Origin of the sequence: Saccharothrix variisporea (assembly GCF_003634995.1) — a bacterium.
GTDB lineage: Bacteria > Actinomycetota > Actinomycetes > Mycobacteriales > Pseudonocardiaceae > Actinosynnema > Actinosynnema variisporeum.
In genome coordinates this window covers 7,523,217-7,540,937 of sequence record NZ_RBXR01000001.1, presented here as the reverse complement: position 1 = coordinate 7,540,937, position 17,721 = coordinate 7,523,217, and the positions used below count along the sequence as shown (strand labels likewise).

Sequence of the window (17,721 nt, the reverse complement as noted above, 5' to 3'; positions counted from 1 at the left end):
CACAGCCTGCGACCTCGAGCTAACTGGAGGTCAACATTCAGCCTTGTGGATGTGCGCCGGGTCACCCTACAGTCTCTGGGAGCGCTCCCAGGGAGCGTTTCCACGGAGCGTCGTCAACCGTCAGAGCAGACGGAGGAACCCTGTCCATGAGATCGCTTCCCCCTCCCCGGTGGCGCCGCCAGGCCACCGCGACCCTGGCCGTCGCCGCCCTGACCGGCGCACTGGCCTCCGGCACCGCGTACGCGGCCGACTACGAGCGGATCGTCAACGGGACGTTCAGCAACGGCACCGCGGACCCGTGGTGGTCCAGCGCGGGCGTGACCAACCGCGTCACCGGCGGTGAGCTGTGCGCGGCCGTCACCGGCGGCACCACGAACCCCTGGGACGCCCTGATCGGCCAGAACGGCGTGCCGTTCGAGGCCGGGCAGAGCTACCGGATGTCGTTCGACGCCTACGCCACCACGCCGCAGTCGATCAACGCCAACGCGGGCGAGGGCGTCTCGCCCTACCGCACGATCGCCCGCTCCACCGTCGCGCTGACGACCACGAAGCAGACCTACAGCTTCACCTTCACGCCCGAGTGGGACTTCCCCGAGCTCGGCAACGGGCAGATCTCCTTCCAGCTCGGCGGCAACGCGGCGAACAACACGATCTGCGTGGACAACATCTCGCTGGTCGGCGGCGTGAAGCCCCCGGGCGGCGACACCGGCCCGGCCCCGAAGAAGATCAACGCGGACCAGGTCGCCTACGTGCCCGGCCTGCCCAAGCACGCCACCCTCACGACGACCGCCACCACGCCGCAGACGTGGACGCTGAAGAACTCGGCGGGCACGGCGGTGGCCACCGGGCAGACCACGGTGAAGGGCGTCGACGCGGCCTCCGGCGATTCGACGCACATCATCGACTTCTCGTCCTACGACACCGCCGGCACCGGCTACACCCTGAGCGTCGGCACGGACACCAGCTTCCCGTTCGACATCTCCGCCGACAAGATCAAGAAGCTGCGCTACGACTCGCTGGCGTTCTTCTACCACCAGCGCAGCGGCATCGAGATCCAGTCGCAGTACGTCGGCGCGGCCTACGCCCGGCCCGCCGGGCACCTCAACGTGGCGCCCAACCAGGGTGACAACAACGTGCCCTGCCGGTCGGACCTGGCCTGCGGCTACACCCTCGACGTGCGCGGCGGCTGGTACGACGCGGGCGACCACGGCAAGTACGTGGTCAACGGCGGCATCTCGGCGTGGCAGGTGCTCAACACCTACGAGCGCGCCCTGAAGCTGGGCGACGCGTCCGCGCTGGGCGACGGCAAGCTCAACATCCCGGAGAAGGCCAACGGCGTCCCGGACATCCTGGACGAGGCCCGCTGGGAGGTCGAGTTCCTGCTCAAGATGCAGGCGCCCGACGGCATGGTCCACCACAAGATCCACGACGCCGCGTGGACCGGCCTGCCCATGCTGCCGCACAACGACCCGCAGGCCCGGCGCCTGTCGGCGACCAGCACGGCGGCCACGCTGAACATGGCGGCGGTCGCGGCGCAGGCGGCCCGCATCTGGAAGACGATCGACGCGACCTTCGCGGCCAAGGCGCAGGCGGCGGCCGTCAAGGCGTACGCGGCGGCGAAGGCCAACCCGAACAAGATCGCCGACCCGAACGACGGCACCGGCGGCGGGTCCTACAGCGACGACAAGCTGGCCGACGAGTTCTACTGGGCGGCGGCGGAGCTGTTCACCACCACCGGCGAGGCCGGCTACCGGTCCGACGTCACCGGCTCGGCGCTCTACAAGGGACAGTCGCTCAACCAGCGCGGTTTCGACTGGGGTTCCGTGGGCCCGCTGGGTGACATCACCCTGGCGATCGTGCCCAACGGCCTGCCCGCGGCGGACGTGGCGGCCATCCGCCAGGCGTTCACCACCACGGCCGACGGCCTGCTGTCGCAGCTGGGCGGCATGGCCTACCCGGCGGCGTACAAGACGCTCGACGGCACCTACGAGTGGGGCTCCAACGGCCTGATCGCCAACAACGCCTCCGTGCTGGCGCTGGCGCACGACTTCACCGGTGCGGCGAAGTACCGCGAGGGCGTGTTCGAGATCCTGCACTACCTGTTGGGGCGCAACCCGGTCAGCTACTCGTACGTGTCCGGCTACGGCACCCAGCCGGTGAAGAACGTCCACCACCGGCACTGGGCCAACCAGCTCGACCCGACCCTGCCGACCGCGCCGCCCGGCGTGCTCTCCGGCGGCCCGAACAGCGGCCTGCAGGACCCCATCGCGGCCCGCCTGCTGACCGGCTGCAAGCCGCAGAAGTGCTTCGTGGACCACATCGAGGCGTACTCGCTCAACGAGGTGACGGTCAACTGGAACTCGGCGTTCGCCTGGATCGCCAACTGGGCGGCGGAGAAGTCCGGTCCGACGACCCCGTCCGACACCACCCCGCCGTCGACGCCCGGCACGCCGGTCGCGTCGGACATCACCACCACGGGCGCGACCCTGACGTGGACGGCGTCCACCGACGCGGAGAGCGGTGTGAAGGACTACGACGTGGTCGCGGTCGAGGGTGACGCGCTGCGCGTGGTCGCCACCGTCACCGGCACGTCGTACACGGCGACCGGCCTGCGCCCGAACACGGCGTACCGGTACGCGGTGGTGGCCCGCAACGGCGCCGGGCTGCGGTCGGCCATGTCCCCCATCGGGTCGTTCACGACCAAGTCGGAGGGCGGGACGTACTGCAAGGTGACGTACAAGCAGAGCACGTGGAGCACGGGTCTGACCGCGTACATCACCATCCAGAACACCAGCCCGAGCCCGTGGTCGTCGTGGACGCTGAAGTTCACGTGGCCCGGCGACCAGAAGATCACGCAGGGCTGGTCCGGGAACTGGACGCAGTCCGGCAAGGTGGTCACGGCCACCAACGCGGCGTGGAACGGCAACGTCCCGGTGGGCGGCTCGGTCCAGGTGGGCTTCAACGCCTCCTCGACCCCGCCGCACGCGGAACCGACCGACTTCACGGTCAACGGCCAGCCTTGTAGCAAGGGCTGACCGGAGGGGGCCGCCGACCACGCGCCCGGCCGGCGGCCCCCTCACCTCCCGGCACAGCTTCGACGCACGCGTGCCGAGCGAAAACCCCGCCCACCGCCGCAGCACCTCGCGGCGGTGGGCGTTTTCGTCGAACGCCAGGGGCGCGGTTCCTCAGCCGGCCGCCTTCAGGACGTCCAGGAAGTCCTCCGCCCCGCCGTCCAGGAAGTTGTGGCCCACGTCCAGCGAGCGCACCTCCCAGCCCGGGTCCGCCTGGAAAGCGTCGCGGAACTGCGTGAACGGGCTGTCCTGGGTCTGTTCGCAGTACAGGTACCACCGACGAGCGATGCCGTCGACGGCCCCCGTCAGCCGGGGTCGTTGGAGCAGGGACGCGATCGGGTGGGCGAATGCCCGCTTGTCGAAGAACGGCATCGGGGCCACGCCCCGCCCGTCGGCCGACGCGCCGTCGATGTACCACTGCCGCCAGAAGCCGTGCACGAGGTCCCATGCGGACTGGCCGTCCCGAGGCACCAGCGCGTCCACGTAGACCAGGGACTTCACCTTCCCGGGCACCCGGTCGGCAACCGCCGTGATCACCATGCCGCCGTAGCTGTGCCCGACCAGGACGACGTCCTCCAAGCCGTCCACCAGGGCCAGCACCTGCTCGACGTGCTCCTCCAAGTTGCCCACGGCGCTCAGCGTCGGCGCGTGCACCTGGTGGCCCTGCGCCCGCAGCCGCGCGGTGATCGGCTCGTAGTACCACCCGCCGTGGCAGGCGCCCGCGATCAGCACGTAAGTCGTCATGTGATCAACACTAGAACGCCTCTAGGACATAGGATGTCCGCAATGAGCATGCCCGCCCGCATGTTGCGACTCTTGTCACTCCTCCAGGGCCGCCGGGACTGGACCGGCGCGGAACTGGCGGAGCGGCTCGGTGTCACCGACCGGACCGTGCGGCGGGACGTCGACCGGCTGCGGGAGCTCGGCTATCCCGTCCACGGCACCACCGGCACGACGGGCGGGTACCGGTTGGCGTCCGGGAAGGACCTGCCGCCGTTGCTGCTGGACGACGACGAAGCCGTGGCGGTGGCCATCGGGTTGCGGACGGCGGCGGCCACGCGGGGTATGGAGGAGAGCGCGTTCCGGGCGTTGGCCAAGCTGGAGCCCGTGCTGCCGGACCGGGTGCGGCGGCAGGTCGACGCGCTGGGGTCGGCGGTGTCGCGCATCCCGTTCGGCGGGGCGCCCGAGTCCGACCCGGCGGCGCTGGGGGTGCTGGCGGCGGCGTGCCGGGACCGGGAGGCGGTGCGGTTCGCCTACAAGGGGGTCGAGCGCAAGGTCGAGCCGCACCGCCTGGTGACGTTGTTCCGGCTGTGGTACCTGCTCGCGTTCGACCCGGCCAAGGACGACTGGCGGATGTTCCGGGTGGACCGGATCGGCGCGGCGCGCACCACCGGGCACCGGTTCCCGCCGCGCGAGCTACCCGAGGAACCCGGCGCGTTCGTCGCGCGCCGGCTGACGTCCGCGCCCTACCGGTACACCGGGACCGCGCTGGTCCGGGCGCCGGCGGACGTCGTGGAGGCGCGGTTGGTCGTGGCGCTGCCGGGGAAGGTCGAGCCGGTGTCGGCGGGCACCTGCCGAGTGCACCTGGGGGCGGACACCATCGAGCCGATCGCCGCCGACCTGCTGCTGTGCGCCGCCGACTACACCCTGGACGCGTCGGACGAGGTGGTCGAGGCGCTGCGGGCGGTGGGCACGCGGCTCACCGGTACGCGTCCCGGCCCACCGCCTGGTGCGCGGCTCACCGGTACGCGTCCTGGCCCACCGGCCGCACCAGGATCTCGTTGACGTCCACAGTGGACGGCTGGGACACGGCGTAGAGCACCGCCCGCGCCACGTCCGCCGGCGCGAGCTTCGGGTCGCCCAACCGCGAGGCCGGGATGCCGCCGGTGTCGGTGAGGCCCGGCTGGACCAGCGTCACCCGCACCCCCGTGCCGACGCACTCGGCGCGGATCGCCTGCGCCAGGCCGGTGACCGCCCACTTCGTCGCCGAGTACAGGTTGCCCGGCCGCACCCCGCGCCCGGCCGCCGACCCGGTCAGCACCAGGTGGCCGCCGCTGCGGATCAGCGCGGGCAGGGCGGCGCGGGCGGTGAACGCCGGTCCGCACACGTTCGTCAGGACCATGTCGGCCCACTGGGACGGCGGCGCGCCCTGCGAGGACGTGAACGAGGTGACGACGCTGGTGCCCGCGTTGGCGAACACGACGTCCAGCCGCCCCCACTCCTCCTCCACCCGCCCGACCAGCGCGGCGACCTGCTCCCACTTGCGCACGTCGCACGAGGCCACCCACACCCGGTCCGGCCCGCCCAGCCGCGCGGCGTGCTCGGCGAGCGCGTCGACGTCCCGCGCGGTCAGCACCAGTCGGTACCCGGCCTCGGCCGCGGCTTGCGCGGTCGCCAGCCCGATCCCGCGGGACGCCCCCGTGATGAGGAATACCCCTTCGCCCATGTCGGCAGGCTACTGCTGGTTGGATCAGCGCACCGCGTTACGCCGCCGGAGGCAACAAAACGGCGTCCGGCGGCGTCTTTAGTGGCGGACATCCATCTGATTGGGGGCACATGAACATCAACCGCAGGTTCGCGCTGGGTCTGGGCTCGGTCGCCGCGGCCGGCGCCGTGCTGGGCACCGCCGGCACGGCGTCGGCGCAGGAGACCGACGCCGAGTGGGACGCCCTGATCCCGACCACCGCCGACCTCGCGCGCCGCAAGATCGCGCGGAAGTACCAGCGTGAGACGTACTTCGCGGGCGGCACGTGGTCGTCCTACATCGGCGTGGCCGACCCCGACGGCGTCGTGAAGACGGCCGTGGAGGACAACGCCGACCGGGTGGTCGAGGCGTACAGCGTGAACAAGATCGCGGTGGCGGTCGCGGTGCTGGACAAGGTCGACCGGGGCTTGATCACCCTCGACCAGCGGGTGGACGTGACCGCGTCCATCGTGATCCAGGACACCGACGGGATCTTCGGGCTGGACGGGGCGTACCCCAGTTCGGTGACCGTGGGGCACGCGCTGGCGGCGCTGCTGACCGTGTCGGACAACACGGCGGTGCGGCTGTGCGGGCTCGTGGTGCCGGCGCTGGAGCTCAACGAGATCCTGCGGTCGAAGGGTTTCGTGCACACGCAGGTCGTGCCGGTGGCCAACCCGAACCGGTTCTACCTGGGCACGACCACGCCGCGCGAGACGTTCACGCTGCTGCAGAAGCTGGTGCGGGGTGAGCTGCTGTCGGCCGGTTCGACGGAGCACCTGCTGCGGGTGCTGCGGTCGCTGACGTCGTTCACGGACGGCATCCGGCTCAACCTGTCGTCCGCCGAACGGCTGAACGTGGCCACCAAGGCGGGGTGGTTCGAGGACGGGCGGAACGAGGCGGGCATCGTCTTCGACGCGGCGGGCAAGCCGGTCGTGACGTACTCGCTGTTCGCGTCGGGCCAGTTCGCGGGCGACCAGGCGGCGAACGCGGACAACTACAGCGCGACCCACCCGGCCCTGCGCGCCCGCGCCGCCCTGGGCCGGACGCTGTACGACTCGGTGCTCCGCATCACCACCGCGAAGCCGCGCGCGTACTCGGCCCAGCCCTACCGCGCCTCCAACGGCGGCTGACAACCCGCGGGTCGCACGCCGCGAGGGGATGAGCGACGTGCGACCCGCCCCCACTCGTCCCGGGGGCGTTACGCCGGGTGGGTGGTAGGTGCTACTCGTGGGTATCACGGGCCGCCGGGTGTGCTCTTCTGCACTGAGAGCATTCGGGGGAATGGGGACTCTCGGTATGTCCGAGTTGCTGCACCTGCACGCCGAGCAGCGGGGAACACGCCCACCGCTGCGGAAGTCGCGCGAGATCCAGGGGAACGTCCTCGCCGCGTTCAACAAGGACCACCAGCAGTTCCGCTTCCTGCGGTTCACCGACGCCAAGCTCGGCCGCACCTGGCTCGCCGCCGTGATCGGCTACCTCTCCGTCACCGCCGACGTCGAGGACTTCAACGAGGCCTTCTCCCTCGGCCGGGCCATGTTCGGCGCCGACCCGCAGAGCCTCAAGGCCACCTGGGCGAACCTCTCCCTCACGCCCGCCGGCCTGGTCAAGCTCGCGGTCAACCCGGACGCCGTCGCCGAGGACCTGCGGCGCAGGGACCCCGCACTGTGGATGGGGGCCGAAGCGCGGGCCGACGTGACCGGGGATGACCCGGAAGAGTGGTTGTTCGGCCGCGACGAGCAGCGCATCCACGCCGTCGTGACCGTCGCCTCCGACTGCACGGAACGGCTCCAGGCCGTGGACACCATGCTGGACCTCCTCGACGACCTCCTCGGCGTGGTCAAGGTGCACCAGGAGCTCGGCGAGACCCTCCCCGGCCCGCTCAAGGGCCGCGAGCACTTCGGGTTCAAGGACGGCATCTCGCAACCCGGCGTCCGCGACTTCCACGAGGAAGACCCCCACCGACCCGGTCACCGCCTCGGGCACGCCGGCGCGGTGCTGGTCAAGCCCGGCGAGTTCGTCTTCGGCCACGACTCCGAGCGCGGCGACGAGAGCGACCGCACCGCCCGCTGGCTGCACAACGGGTCGCTCCAGGTGATCCGCCGCCTCACCCAGGACGTCGCCGGCTGGCGCGAAGCCCTCGAAGAGCACGCCGACGCCCTCGGCACCACGCCCGACGAGACGGGCGCGCTGCTGATCGGCCGGCACCGGGACGGGCGACCGCTGGCCGAGCCCGCCGACCCGGCACTCGGCCTCGGCCCGGACCGCAACGACTTCGACTACGCCGACGACCCGTGGGGCGAGCGGACGCCGTGCGCCGCGCACATCCGCAAGACCAACCCGCGCTCGTTCACCTACCGCGCGCCCACCCAGCGCCGCATCCTCCGGCGCGGCATCCCGTTCGGCCCGCCGTACGACGACAACCCGCACGCCGAGCGCGGCCTGCTCTTCGTCGCCCACTGCACGTCGATCCGCGAGCAGTTCGAGTTCCAACAGCGCGTCTGGGCGAACAACCCGGAGTTCGCCGGCGGCGCGGACGGCGCTCCGACCGGCACCGACCCGGTGATCGGCGGCGCGGACGGCGCGCGGTTCGGGGGCACGGAGTTGGCGTTCCCCCGCTTCGTCCGCACGACCGGCGCCCTGTACGCCCTGGTCCCGTCGGTCAGCACGCTGCGGCTGCTGGCGGCGGGCCGGGAACTGCCCCGCTAGGGCAGCGGCCGGTCGTGGCCGCCGTCCACGACCGGCCCCCGGGGGCTACCCGCGATCCACGAGCAACCGACTACCCGCAAGCCGCCCAGCCCGCCGCGTGCCGGCGCACGACGTCGGCCGCGACCTCCGAGAAGTCCGCCGCCCAGACGTCGGCGTTGAACACCTCGACCTCGACGTCACCGGAGTAGAACGGCGCCACCAGCCCGGTCAGCCACGGCAGGTCGATGTGCCCGTCCCCGGGCAACCCCCGCCCGAGCAGGACGTCCGCGGGCAGCGGCGTGATCCAGTCGCACACCTGGTAGGAGAAGATCCGACCGGCGGCACGCGTGATCTGCGCGGGCAGGTCCGGGTCCCACCACACGTGCAGCGCGTCCACCACGACACCCACGACGTCGGCGGGGAACGGCGCGGCCAGGTCCAGCGCCTGGCCCAGCGTCGACACGACACCCCGGTCCGCGCAGAACACCGGGTGCATGGGCTCGATCGCCAACCGGACACCGGCGTCGGCGGCGTAGGGCGCCAAGACCGCCACCGCGTCCGCGACCCGCGCACGCGCGCCGATCAGGTCCCGGTCGGACACACCGCCGGGCACCAGCACCAGGCAGTCCGCCTTCAGCGCCGCGGCCTCGTCGATGGCCTTCCGGTTGTCCGCCAACGCTTCCCGCTGGTCCACGCCGGTGAAGAACCCGCCCCGGCACAGCGACGACACCCGCAGCCCGGCCTCCTCGACCAGCCGCGCGGTCTTGTCCAACCCGTGCTCCGCGACCGGCTCCCGCCACAGCCCGATGGACCCGATCCCGTGCCGCACGCACACGTCCACGGCCTCGGCGACCGTCGCGCGCTTGATGGTGGCCTGGTTGAGCGACAGCCTCACGTCAGCACCCCCAGCAGCCGCTCCCACCGCTCCGCCGCGAGGTCCGGGTCCTCCAGCAGGCCGGCGGCGTCGGCCAGGCGCAACGTCTCGCCCAGGTGCACGACCGACCGCGCCGACTGGAGACCGCCGACCATCGACCAGGCGTCCTGGAAACCGTTGAGCCAGGCCAGGAACACCACACCGGTCTTGTAGTGGAACGTCGGTGCGCCGAAGATGTGCCGGGACAGCGCCACCGTGGGCTCCAGGACCTCCCGGAACCCGGCCACGTCCCCGGTGTCCAGCACGTGCAGCGCGGACGCGGCGGCGGGTGCGATGGGGTCGAAGATGCCCAGCAGCGCGTCGCTGTGCCCGACCTCGTCGCCCGCGATCAGCTCGGGGTAGTTGAAGTCGTCGCCGGTGTAGCAGCGGACACCGGGCGGCAGCGCCCGCCGCAACGACACCTCGTGCCCGGCGTCGAGCAGGGACACCTTCACACCGTCCACTTTGGACGGATAGGTGTGGATGAGGTCGAGGAAGTGCTTGGTCGCCTCGGCCACGTCCGCCGAACCCCAGTAGCCGGTCAGGGCGGGGTCGAACGCCGGACCCAGCCAGTGCAGGACCACCGGCTCGGACACCTGCTCCAGCAGAGCGCCGTAGACCCGTTGGTAGTCCTCGGGTCCACGGGCGACGGCGGCGAGCTTGCGGCTGCACATCAGGATCGGCTGCACGCCCAACGCGGTCACCGCTTCGAGTTGCTCGGTGTACGCGGTCAGCGGGTCGGCGGTGTCGTGGTCGGTGCCGACGCCCGCGGCGATCCGGCCGGTGGCCTCGGCGGCGCTGCGCCGGATGAGCTCCAGCGCGGTCGGCCAGTCCAGGCCCATGCCGCGCTGGGCGGTGTCCATCGCCTCCGCGACCCCGAAACCGAGGTCCCACAGGCGGCGGCGGAACGCCAGGGTGGCGTCCCAGTCGAGCTTCGCGGGCGCGCCCGGGGTGTTGTCGGCGAACGGGTCGGCGACGACGTGCGCGGCGGCGAACGCGACCCTGGACGTCGGCGGTCCGGCCGGTGCACCCCAGTCCCGGGGCGAGCTCAGGACGTGTTGCGTGAGGGTGCCGTCGGCTTGCGGCAGGCGCACGGTGGTCACGCGGGCACCTCGATCCGGCGGCCGGTGCGGGAGGACTCCAGGCCCAGCGCGGCCAGGCGGACGTCCCGCGCGCCGGCGCGGAAGTCGTGCCGGTAGGGCAGGCCGCGGTGCACGTGGGTGAGGAAGTCCTCCCACTGCACGCGGAACCCGTTGCCGAACTCCTCGTTGTCCGGCACCTCCTGCCACTGCGCCCGGAAGTCGTGCGGCGAGGGCACGTCCGGGTCCCACACCGGCTTCGGCGTGATCTCCCGCGGCTGCACCACGCAGTTGCGCAGCCCCGCGACCGCGCTGCCGTGCGTGCCGTCGACCTGGAACTCCACCAGCTCGTCGCGCCGGACGCGGGTCGCCCACGACGAGTTGACCTGCGCGACCACTCCCCCGGCCAGCTCGAAGATCGCGTAGGCGGCGTCGTCGGCGGTGGCGGCGTAGGGCCGGCCCTGCTCGTCCCACCGCTGGGGGATGTGCGTGACGGCCCGCGCGGTCACCGCCTCCACCGGCCCGAACACGCCTTCCAGCAGGTAGGACCAGTGGCAGAACATGTCCACGACGATCCCGCCGCCGTCCTCGGCCCGGTAGTTCCAGGAGGGGCGCTGGGCGGTCTGCCAGTCGCCCTCGAAGACCCAGTAGCCGAACTCGCCCCGGACGGACAGGACGCGGCCGAAGAACCCGGAGTCCACCAGGCGGCGCAGCTTGCGGATGCCGGGCAGGTACAGCTTGTCGGCGACCACGCCGTGCCGGACGCCCTTCTCGTCGGCCAGGCGGGCGAGCTCCAGGACCTCCTCGGGCGAGGACGCCACCGGCTTCTCGGTGTAGACGTGCTTGCCCGCGGCGATGGCCTTGGTCAGGGCGGCGACGTGGGCGGAGGTGACCTGGGCGTCGAAGTAGACCTCGGTGGCCGGGTCGCCCAGGGCGGCGTCCAGGTCGGTCGTCCAGTTCGGGAGGTCGTGGCGGGCGGCGAGCTCCTTGAGCTTGTCGGCGTTGCGGCCGACCAGGACGGGCTCGGGCAGCAGGACCGTGTCCGGGTCGACGCGGACCCCGCCGCGTTCGCGGATGGCGAGGATCGAGCGGACGAGGTGCTGGCGGTACCCCATCCGCCCGGTCACCCCGTTCAGCACGACCCCGATCGTGCGCACAGCCATGCGTACCTCCGAGCGGGTTGGAAAGCGCTTTCCACACGCTACGGTCGGCCTGTCGCGGACGTCAACCGCGCCGGCGGGTTAGGCTCGCACCCCGCAGTCGCCCAGGAGGAGCCGTTGACGTCCCGGCAGGTCACGCTGGTGGAAGTGGCGAAGCACGCCGGTGTCTCGCTGGCCACCGCGTCGCGCGTGCTCAACGGCAGCACCCGCCAGGTGAGCGACGAGCTGCGGGAACGGGTGGTCGGCAGCGCCCGCCGGCTCGGGTACCTGCCCAACGCCTCCGCGCAGGCCCTCGCCCGCAACAGCAGCGTCCTGGTCGGCCTGCTCGTGCACGACATCGCCGACCCCTACTTCTCCAGCATCGCCGCCGGCGTCACGCGGATCGCCGAGGAGGCCGGGCTCGTCGTCGTCCTGGGCACCACCGGCCGCGACCCGGGCCGCGAGGTCGAACTGCTGCACACGCTGCGTGCCCACCGGGCACGGGCCGTGGTCATCGCGGGCACCCGCACCACCGACCGCACCGCCGCGAGCCGGCTCGCCGACGAGATCGCCGCGTTCACCGAGCAGGGCGGCCGGGTCGCGGCCGTGTCGCAGGCCAAGCTGGGCGTGGACACCGTCGTCCCCGGCAACCGGGCGGGCGCGAAGGCCCTGGCCGCCGAGCTCACCGCGCTCGGTCACCGGAGGTTCGCCGTGCTCGCCGGACCGCAGGACCTGGTGGTCGCGCGGGACCGGCTCGCCGGGTTCCGGACGGGCCTCGCGGAGGCCGGCGTGCCCGAGCCGTTCGTCGTCCACGGCGACTTCACCCGCGACGGCGGGTACGCGGCGACCCAGGACCTCCTCGCCGCGAGAACCGGCGCCACCTGCGTGTTCGCCGTCAACGACGTGATGGCGATGGGCGCGATGGCGGCCCTGCGCGAGCACGGTCTCCGGGTGCCGGAGGACGTGTCGATCGCGGGTTTCGACGACATCCCGACCCTGCGCGACCTGGCCCCCGGCCTGAGCACGGTCCGGCTGCCGCTGGAGGAGATGGGCGAACGCGCCGCGCGGCTCGTGCTGGACGACCACCCCACCGCCCGCACGGTCCGGACCCCGGGCGAGGTGGTACTGCGTGCGAGCACGTCGTCACCCTCCGGTACCGGACTGCGCTGACCGACCCCGACTCTCTAAACTGGACCGGTAGTCCGACCACCCCTGCCTAGGAGTGATCACCTCCGTGCGCGACGCGCAATCGCCTGGATGCAGTACTGAGCCGGGTCCGACACCCGGCTTGCCGCAAGACCCGAGCCCCCGCCGGGGTGCCCGGTGACCGGGATCCTGCTCAGCCTGCTGGGCCTGGTCGCCGTCGTGGCGCTGACGATCGGCACGTTCATCGCCGTCGCCGCCGAGTTCTCGCTGACCGCCCTCGAGCGCAGCACCGTCGAGTCGCACGTGGCCACCGTCGGCGACGCCAAGGCCAAGACGGTGGAGAAGGCGCACCGGTCGCTGTCGTTCCAGCTGTCCGGCTCGCAGCTGGCCATCACCTTCACCACGCTGATCACCGGTTTCATCGCCGAGCCCGCGATCGCCGAGCTGGTCGCCCCTGCGTTGTCGCTGGTGGGCGTGCCGGAGTCGGTGGCCCGACCGGTGTCGCTGGTCGTCGCGCTGGCGCTGGCCACGGCGCTGTCGATGGTGTTCGGCGAGCTGGTGCCCAAGAACCTGGCCATCGCCAAGCCGCTGGAGACCGCGCGGGCCGTCGCGGGCCTGCAGGCCGGGTTCTCGGCGGTGTTCCGCTGGCTGATCACCGGCCTGAACGGGGCCGCGAACTGGCTGGTGCGGCGGCTGGGCGTGGAGCCCGCCGAGGAGCTGGCCTCCGCGCGGTCGCCGCAGGAGCTGGGCGCGCTGATCCGCTCCAGCGCCGAGCAGGGCACGATCGACGAGGGCACCGCGACCCTGCTGGACCGGTCGCTGCGCTTCGGCGACCGCACCGCCGACGAGCTGATGACCCCGCGGGTGCGGGTGGAGTCGCTGCGCGCCGACGCGACCGTGCTGGACCTGCTGGCCAAGGCCCGCGAGACCGGCTTCTCCCGGTTCCCCGTGCACAACGGCGACCTGGACGAGGTGCGCGGCATCGTCCACGTCAAGCAGGCCTTCAACGTGCCGCGCAACCAGCGCGCCACCACGCCGGTCTCCGCGCTGACCCGGCCGGTGCAGACCGTGCCCGAGACGCTGGAGGGCGACGCCCTGCTGGACCGCCTCCGCGCGTCCGGCCTGCAGACCGCGCTGGTGGTCGACGAGTACGGCGGCACGGCGGGCATGGTGACGCTGGAAGACCTGGTCGAGGAGATCGTCGGCGACGTGCGCGACGAGCACGACCGCCGCGAGGGCTCGCCGGTCCGGGCGCTGGGCGCGAACGGCTGGCTGGTGTCCGGCCTGCTGCGCGACGACGAGGTGGCCGAGGCGACCGGGTTCCGGATGCCGGAGGGCGACTACGAGACCCTGGCCGGCCTCGTGCTGGCGCGGCTGGGCCGCATCCCGGACGTCGGCGACGAGATCCGGGTGGACGACTGGCGCATCACCGTGGTGCAGATGGACAAGCACCGCGTGGCCGAGTTGCGCGTCTCGCGCGTGGAGCCGGAGGTGGCGCGGTGAGCGTCCTGGTGATCCTGCTGCTGTTGGCGGGCAACGCCTTCTTCGTCGGCGCCGAGTTCGCGATCATCACCGCCCGCCGGGACCGGCTGGAGGCGTTGGCGGACACGGGCAGCTCGCGGGCGAAGGTCGTCATCAAGGCGGGCCGGGAACTGCCGCTGCTGATCGCGGGCGCGCAGCTGGGCATCACGCTGTGCTCGCTGGGCCTGGGCGCGCTGGGCGAACCGGCCGTGGCGGCGCTGCTGGAAGCCCCGTTCCACGCGGTCGGCCTGCCGCCGGCGGTGCTGCACGGCGTGGCGTTCGCGATCGCGCTGGTCATCGTGGTCGCCCTGCACACCGTGCTGGGCGAGATGGTGCCCAAGAACCTGGCCATCGCCGGCCCGGAACGCACCGCGCTGCTGCTGGTGCCCGTGCACTACTGGTTCTGCAAGCTGGTGGCACCGCTGCTGCGCGGGTTCACCGTGGTCGCGACGTTCGTGCTGCGGCTGGTCGGGGTGACGCCGAAGGAGGAGCTGGAGTCGGCGTACACGCGGGACGAACTGGCGCTGCTGATCGCCCAGTCCCGCCAGGAGGGCCTGCTGGAGGACTCCGAGCACCGGCGGCTGACGCAGACGTTGTCGTCGGCGGAGCGGACCGTGGCGGACGTGCTGGTGCCGCTGGACCGGGTCACGTCCGTGCCGGCCCGGCCGACGATAAGCGATGTCGAGGCGGCCGTGTCCGCGACCGGGTTCTCCCGGTTCCCGGTGCGCGGCGAGGACGGGGCCTTGGTGGGCTACCTGCACGTCAAGGACGTGCTGGACCTCGCCGACGCGGACCCCTCGACGCCGCTGCCCGCCGCGCGGGTGCGCGGGTTGCCGGAGGTGGCCGTGGACGCCCGGCTGGACGAGGCGTTGGCGGCGCTGCGGCGGGCGCAGAGCCACTTGGCCAAGGCCGTGACGGCGGAGGGCGGGGTCCGGGGCGTGGTGGCGCTGGAAGACCTCGTGGAGGAGTACGTGGGCACCGTCCGGGACGGCACCCACGTGTACCGGGACCTCTGATCGTGTGCCACTTGGTGCCGGAGTGGCACCAAGTGGCACCACATAGCGCTTGCGCATGGCACCACAGTGGTGCCATAGTTGTGCCATGGACCTCACGCCGTACGTCGACAACCTCCGCCGCGAGTTGGCGGTCGCCGCCGAGGCCGTGGGCGACGAGGCCCGCGCGCTCGCCGACCGCCTCACCGCGCAGATCGACCCCGCTGCCCGGCTGACGCTCTTGGAAGCGCTTTCCGGCGCCGCCGCCGAGATCACCCGCGACCTCGCGCCCGGTTCCGTCGACGTCCGGCTGCGCGGCCGTGACCCGGAGTTCGTCGTCACCCCGCCGCCGCACGCCGCGCCCGAAGCGCCCGCGCAGCCCGCTCCCCCGCCGCCGCCCGTGGACGACGACGGCGCCATGACCCGCATCAACCTCCGCCTGCCCGAGCACCTCAAACAGCGCGTCGAGGAGGCCGCCGCCACGGCCGGCATCTCGGTCAACGCCTGGCTGGTCCGCGCCGCCTCCGCCGCGCTCGACCAGGGCGTCCGCCAGCCCACCACGCTCTTCGGCCAGCGCTACACCGGCTGGGTCCGCTAGCCCGTCACCAGGGAAAACGCTTTCCACACCCACTACCAGGGGACAGCCATGCCCGTTTTCGCCACGCCCGGACCGATCTCCGTGACCCTCGAACTGGTCGTCGGCCCCACCCGGATCACCGCGTCCGACCGCACCGACACCGTGGTGGAGGTGCGTCCGACCGACCCCGGCCGGGCCGGCGACGTCAAGGCCGCCGACCAGACCCGGGTGGAGTTCGACGGCGGCCGACTGCTGGTCAAGACGCCCAGGCCGCGCGGCATCTTCACCAAGGGCGGCTCGGTGGACGTCACGATCGAGGTCCCGACCGGGTCCAGCGTCCGGGGCGACACCGCGCTGGGCGACCTGGAGGCCCGCGGCCGGTACGGCGAGGTCCGGTTCCGCTCCGCGACGGGGAACGTGACCGTCGACCGGTCCGGGCCGCTGCACCTGCGCACCGCGATGGGCAACGTCGGCGTCAACCACGTCACCGGCACCGCCGACGTGCTGACCGGGTCCGGCGACCTGCGCGTCGAGCACGTGGACGGGGACGCCGTGGTGAAGAACTCCAACGGTCCCACCCGGGTCGGCGAGGTCACCGGCGACCTGCGGGTGAAGTCGGCCAACGGCGACATCTCCGTGGACGTGGCCCACGGGGATGTCACCGCCACCACCGCCAACGGCAGCATCCGGGTGCACGAGGTGGCCCGCGGCAAGGTCGTGATGGAGACCTCCGTGGGCCAGTTGGAGGTCGGCATCCGCAACGGCACCGCGGCGTGGCTGGACCTCAGTTCCGTGCTGGGCGCCGTGCACAACTCGCTGGAGGCCGCGTCCGGCCCCGATCCCGCCACCGAGACCGTCGAGGTCCGGGGGCGCACCGGCTTCGGCGACATCGTCGTGCGCCGGGCCATTCCCACCAAGGAGGACGACTCATGACCGACCTGGCCGACCGGTGGGGCATCCACCCCGCGCAGTCCTGGCTGCGCGGCGAAGACCCCGCCCGACCGGTCGAGTTCGACGAGAAGAGCGGCATGTGGAACGTCTACGGGCACGAGGAGGCCTGCCAGGTCCTCGCCGACGCGAAGACCTACTCCTCGGCCCACGTCCAGGACCTCTTCCCGGTGCAGGCCGACCGGTCGCTGCGGGAGGGCAACCTGCTGGACCTGGACCCGCCCGACCACCGCAAGCTGCGCAACCTGGTGAGCAAGGCGTTCTCCGGCAAGGTCGTCGCCGACCTGGAGCCCCGCGTCACCGCCCTGACCCACGAGCTGCTCGACCAGGTGGACCCCGACGGGTTCGAACTGGTCTCCGCGCTGGCCTACCCGTTACCGGTGATCGTGATCGCCGAACTGCTGGGCCTCCCGGCGAGCGACCGGGAGCTGTTCCGGGAGTGGGTGGACAAGCTGTTCGCCCAGAACAACGAGTTCTCCCTCAACGACTCGCCGGAGAAGATGGCCGAGGACTTCGCCGAGGTCAGCGCCGGGCTCCTGCCCCTCCAGGACTACCTGCGGGAGCACATCACCGCCCGCCGCCGCAGCCCCGGTGACGACCTGATCTCCGGTCTCGTGCAAGCGGAGGTCGACGGGCAGCGGCTCAACGACAACGAGGTCGTCAACTTCTCCATGGTGCTCCTGGTCGCGGGGCACATCACCACCACCATGCTGCTGGGCAACACGACCCTGTGCCTGGACGCCCACCCCGCGCAGCGGGAACGGGTCCGCGCCGACCGGTCGCTGGTGCCGGTGGCGATCGAGGAGTCACTGCGCTTCTTCACCCCGTTCGCGGCGCTGGCTCGCGCCACCACCACGCCCGTCACCCTCGGGGGACAGGACATCCCGGCCGACCAGCTGCTGATGGTCTGGCTGGGCGCGGCGAACCGGGACGGCCGCAGGTTCGCCGACCCGCACCTGTTCGACGCCGGCCGCGACCCCAACCCGCACCTCGGCTTCGGCCGCGGCATCCACTTCTGCGTCGGCGCGCCCCTGGCCCGCCTCGAAGGCCGCGTCGCCGTGAACGCCCTGCTCGACCGCTTCCCCGGCCTGCACGTGGACCCCGACCAGGCGCCCACGTTCATGCCCTCGCCCGCCATGACGGGCGTCAAGACGCTGCCGCTGCGCGTCTGACCTTCTTTCTCTGC

The 17,721-nt window shown here is 72.3% G+C and carries 15 protein-coding genes; 10 read left to right on the top strand and 5 right to left on the bottom strand.

Going from position 1 to position 17,721, the window contains the following annotated elements; all coding sequences use genetic code 11:
* Window positions 1-146 precede the first annotated feature (146 nt).
* On the top strand, window positions 147-3,035 hold the full coding sequence (locus tag DFJ66_RS34545; RefSeq protein ID WP_121227613.1) for a glycoside hydrolase family 9 protein: 2,889 nt from the start codon (window positions 147-149) through the stop codon (window positions 3,033-3,035).
* A gap of 150 nt (window positions 3,036-3,185) precedes the next feature.
* On the opposite strand, the gene DFJ66_RS34540 is transcribed toward DFJ66_RS34545, so the two are convergent.
* Window positions 3,186-3,815, bottom strand: coding sequence for an alpha/beta fold hydrolase (locus DFJ66_RS34540; RefSeq protein ID WP_121227611.1), 630 nt, complete (start codon window positions 3,813-3,815; stop codon window positions 3,186-3,188).
* 42 nt (window positions 3,816-3,857) lie between these two features.
* Here DFJ66_RS34540 and DFJ66_RS34535 point away from each other — a divergent pair, with 42 nt between their 5' ends.
* Window positions 3,858-4,856 carry a helix-turn-helix transcriptional regulator gene (locus DFJ66_RS34535; protein WP_246030018.1) on the top strand — a complete coding sequence of 333 codons (999 nt, stop codon included), beginning with the start codon at window positions 3,858-3,860 and terminating at the stop codon, window positions 4,854-4,856.
* On the opposite strand, the gene DFJ66_RS34530 is transcribed toward DFJ66_RS34535, so the two are convergent.
* Window positions 4,810-5,517: an SDR family oxidoreductase gene (locus tag DFJ66_RS34530; RefSeq protein WP_121227607.1), complete on the bottom strand. Its 708-nt coding sequence runs from the start codon at window positions 5,515-5,517 to the stop codon at window positions 4,810-4,812. The two genes, DFJ66_RS34535 and DFJ66_RS34530, sit on opposite strands and share 47 nt — an antisense overlap.
* A 110-nt stretch (window positions 5,518-5,627) precedes the next feature.
* Here DFJ66_RS34530 and DFJ66_RS34525 point away from each other — a divergent pair, with 110 nt between their 5' ends.
* Both DFJ66_RS34525 and DFJ66_RS34520 read left to right on the top strand, forming a co-directional pair.
* A complete protein-coding gene (locus DFJ66_RS34525; protein WP_211351409.1) occupies window positions 5,628-6,665 on the top strand; it encodes a serine hydrolase in 1,038 nt (345 codons plus the stop codon).
* Window positions 6,666-6,831: 166 nt separating this feature from the next.
* The gene (locus tag DFJ66_RS34520; RefSeq protein ID WP_246030017.1) at window positions 6,832-8,241 is read left to right on the top strand and encodes a Dyp-type peroxidase; all 1,410 of its coding nucleotides are present in this window, start codon (window positions 6,832-6,834) and stop codon (window positions 8,239-8,241) included.
* A 70-nt stretch (window positions 8,242-8,311) separates the two neighbouring features.
* Here the strand turns inward: DFJ66_RS34520 and DFJ66_RS34515 are convergent, their stop codons facing one another.
* The 3 genes from DFJ66_RS34515 to DFJ66_RS34505 are packed head-to-tail and all read right to left on the bottom strand — an operon-like array spanning window position 8,312 to window position 11,375.
* Window positions 8,312-9,115, bottom strand: coding sequence for a sugar phosphate isomerase/epimerase family protein (locus DFJ66_RS34515; RefSeq protein ID WP_121227603.1), 804 nt, complete (start codon window positions 9,113-9,115; stop codon window positions 8,312-8,314).
* On the bottom strand, window positions 9,112-10,236 hold the full coding sequence (locus DFJ66_RS34510) for a dihydrodipicolinate synthase family protein (RefSeq protein ID WP_211351407.1): 1,125 nt from the start codon (window positions 10,234-10,236) through the stop codon (window positions 9,112-9,114). The genes DFJ66_RS34515 and DFJ66_RS34510 overlap by 4 nt, the downstream gene beginning before the upstream one ends.
* Window positions 10,233-11,375, bottom strand: a complete 1,143-nt coding sequence (locus tag DFJ66_RS34505) for a Gfo/Idh/MocA family protein (RefSeq protein WP_121227601.1) — start codon at window positions 11,373-11,375, stop codon at window positions 10,233-10,235. Before DFJ66_RS34505 ends, DFJ66_RS34510 begins: the two co-directional genes overlap by 4 nt.
* 114 nt (window positions 11,376-11,489) lie before the next feature.
* Between DFJ66_RS34505 and DFJ66_RS34500 the strand changes: the two genes are divergently transcribed.
* The 6 genes from DFJ66_RS34500 (at window position 11,490) to DFJ66_RS34475 (ending at window position 17,707) form a co-directional block, all read left to right on the top strand.
* Window positions 11,490-12,521, top strand: coding sequence for a LacI family DNA-binding transcriptional regulator (locus tag DFJ66_RS34500; protein ID WP_121227599.1), 1,032 nt, complete (start codon window positions 11,490-11,492; stop codon window positions 12,519-12,521).
* 153 nt (window positions 12,522-12,674) lie between these two features.
* The gene (locus tag DFJ66_RS34495; protein WP_121227597.1) at window positions 12,675-14,000 is read left to right on the top strand and encodes a hemolysin family protein; all 1,326 of its coding nucleotides are present in this window, start codon (window positions 12,675-12,677) and stop codon (window positions 13,998-14,000) included.
* Complete coding sequence (locus tag DFJ66_RS34490) at window positions 13,997-15,034, top strand: hemolysin family protein (protein ID WP_121227595.1); 1,038 nt, start codon at window positions 13,997-13,999, stop codon at window positions 15,032-15,034. The genes DFJ66_RS34495 and DFJ66_RS34490 overlap by 4 nt, the downstream gene beginning before the upstream one ends.
* Window positions 15,035-15,119: 85 nt before the next feature.
* A complete protein-coding gene (locus DFJ66_RS34485; protein WP_121227593.1) occupies window positions 15,120-15,608 on the top strand; it encodes a toxin-antitoxin system HicB family antitoxin in 489 nt (162 codons plus the stop codon).
* 48 nt (window positions 15,609-15,656) lie between these two features.
* On the top strand, window positions 15,657-16,520 hold the full coding sequence (locus DFJ66_RS34480; RefSeq protein WP_121227591.1) for a DUF4097 family beta strand repeat-containing protein: 864 nt from the start codon (window positions 15,657-15,659) through the stop codon (window positions 16,518-16,520).
* Entirely contained in the window at window positions 16,517-17,707 is a 1,191-nt protein-coding gene (locus DFJ66_RS34475; RefSeq protein ID WP_121227589.1) for a cytochrome P450, read from the top strand. The genes DFJ66_RS34480 and DFJ66_RS34475 overlap by 4 nt, the downstream gene beginning before the upstream one ends.
* Window positions 17,708-17,721: the final 14 nt, after the last annotated feature.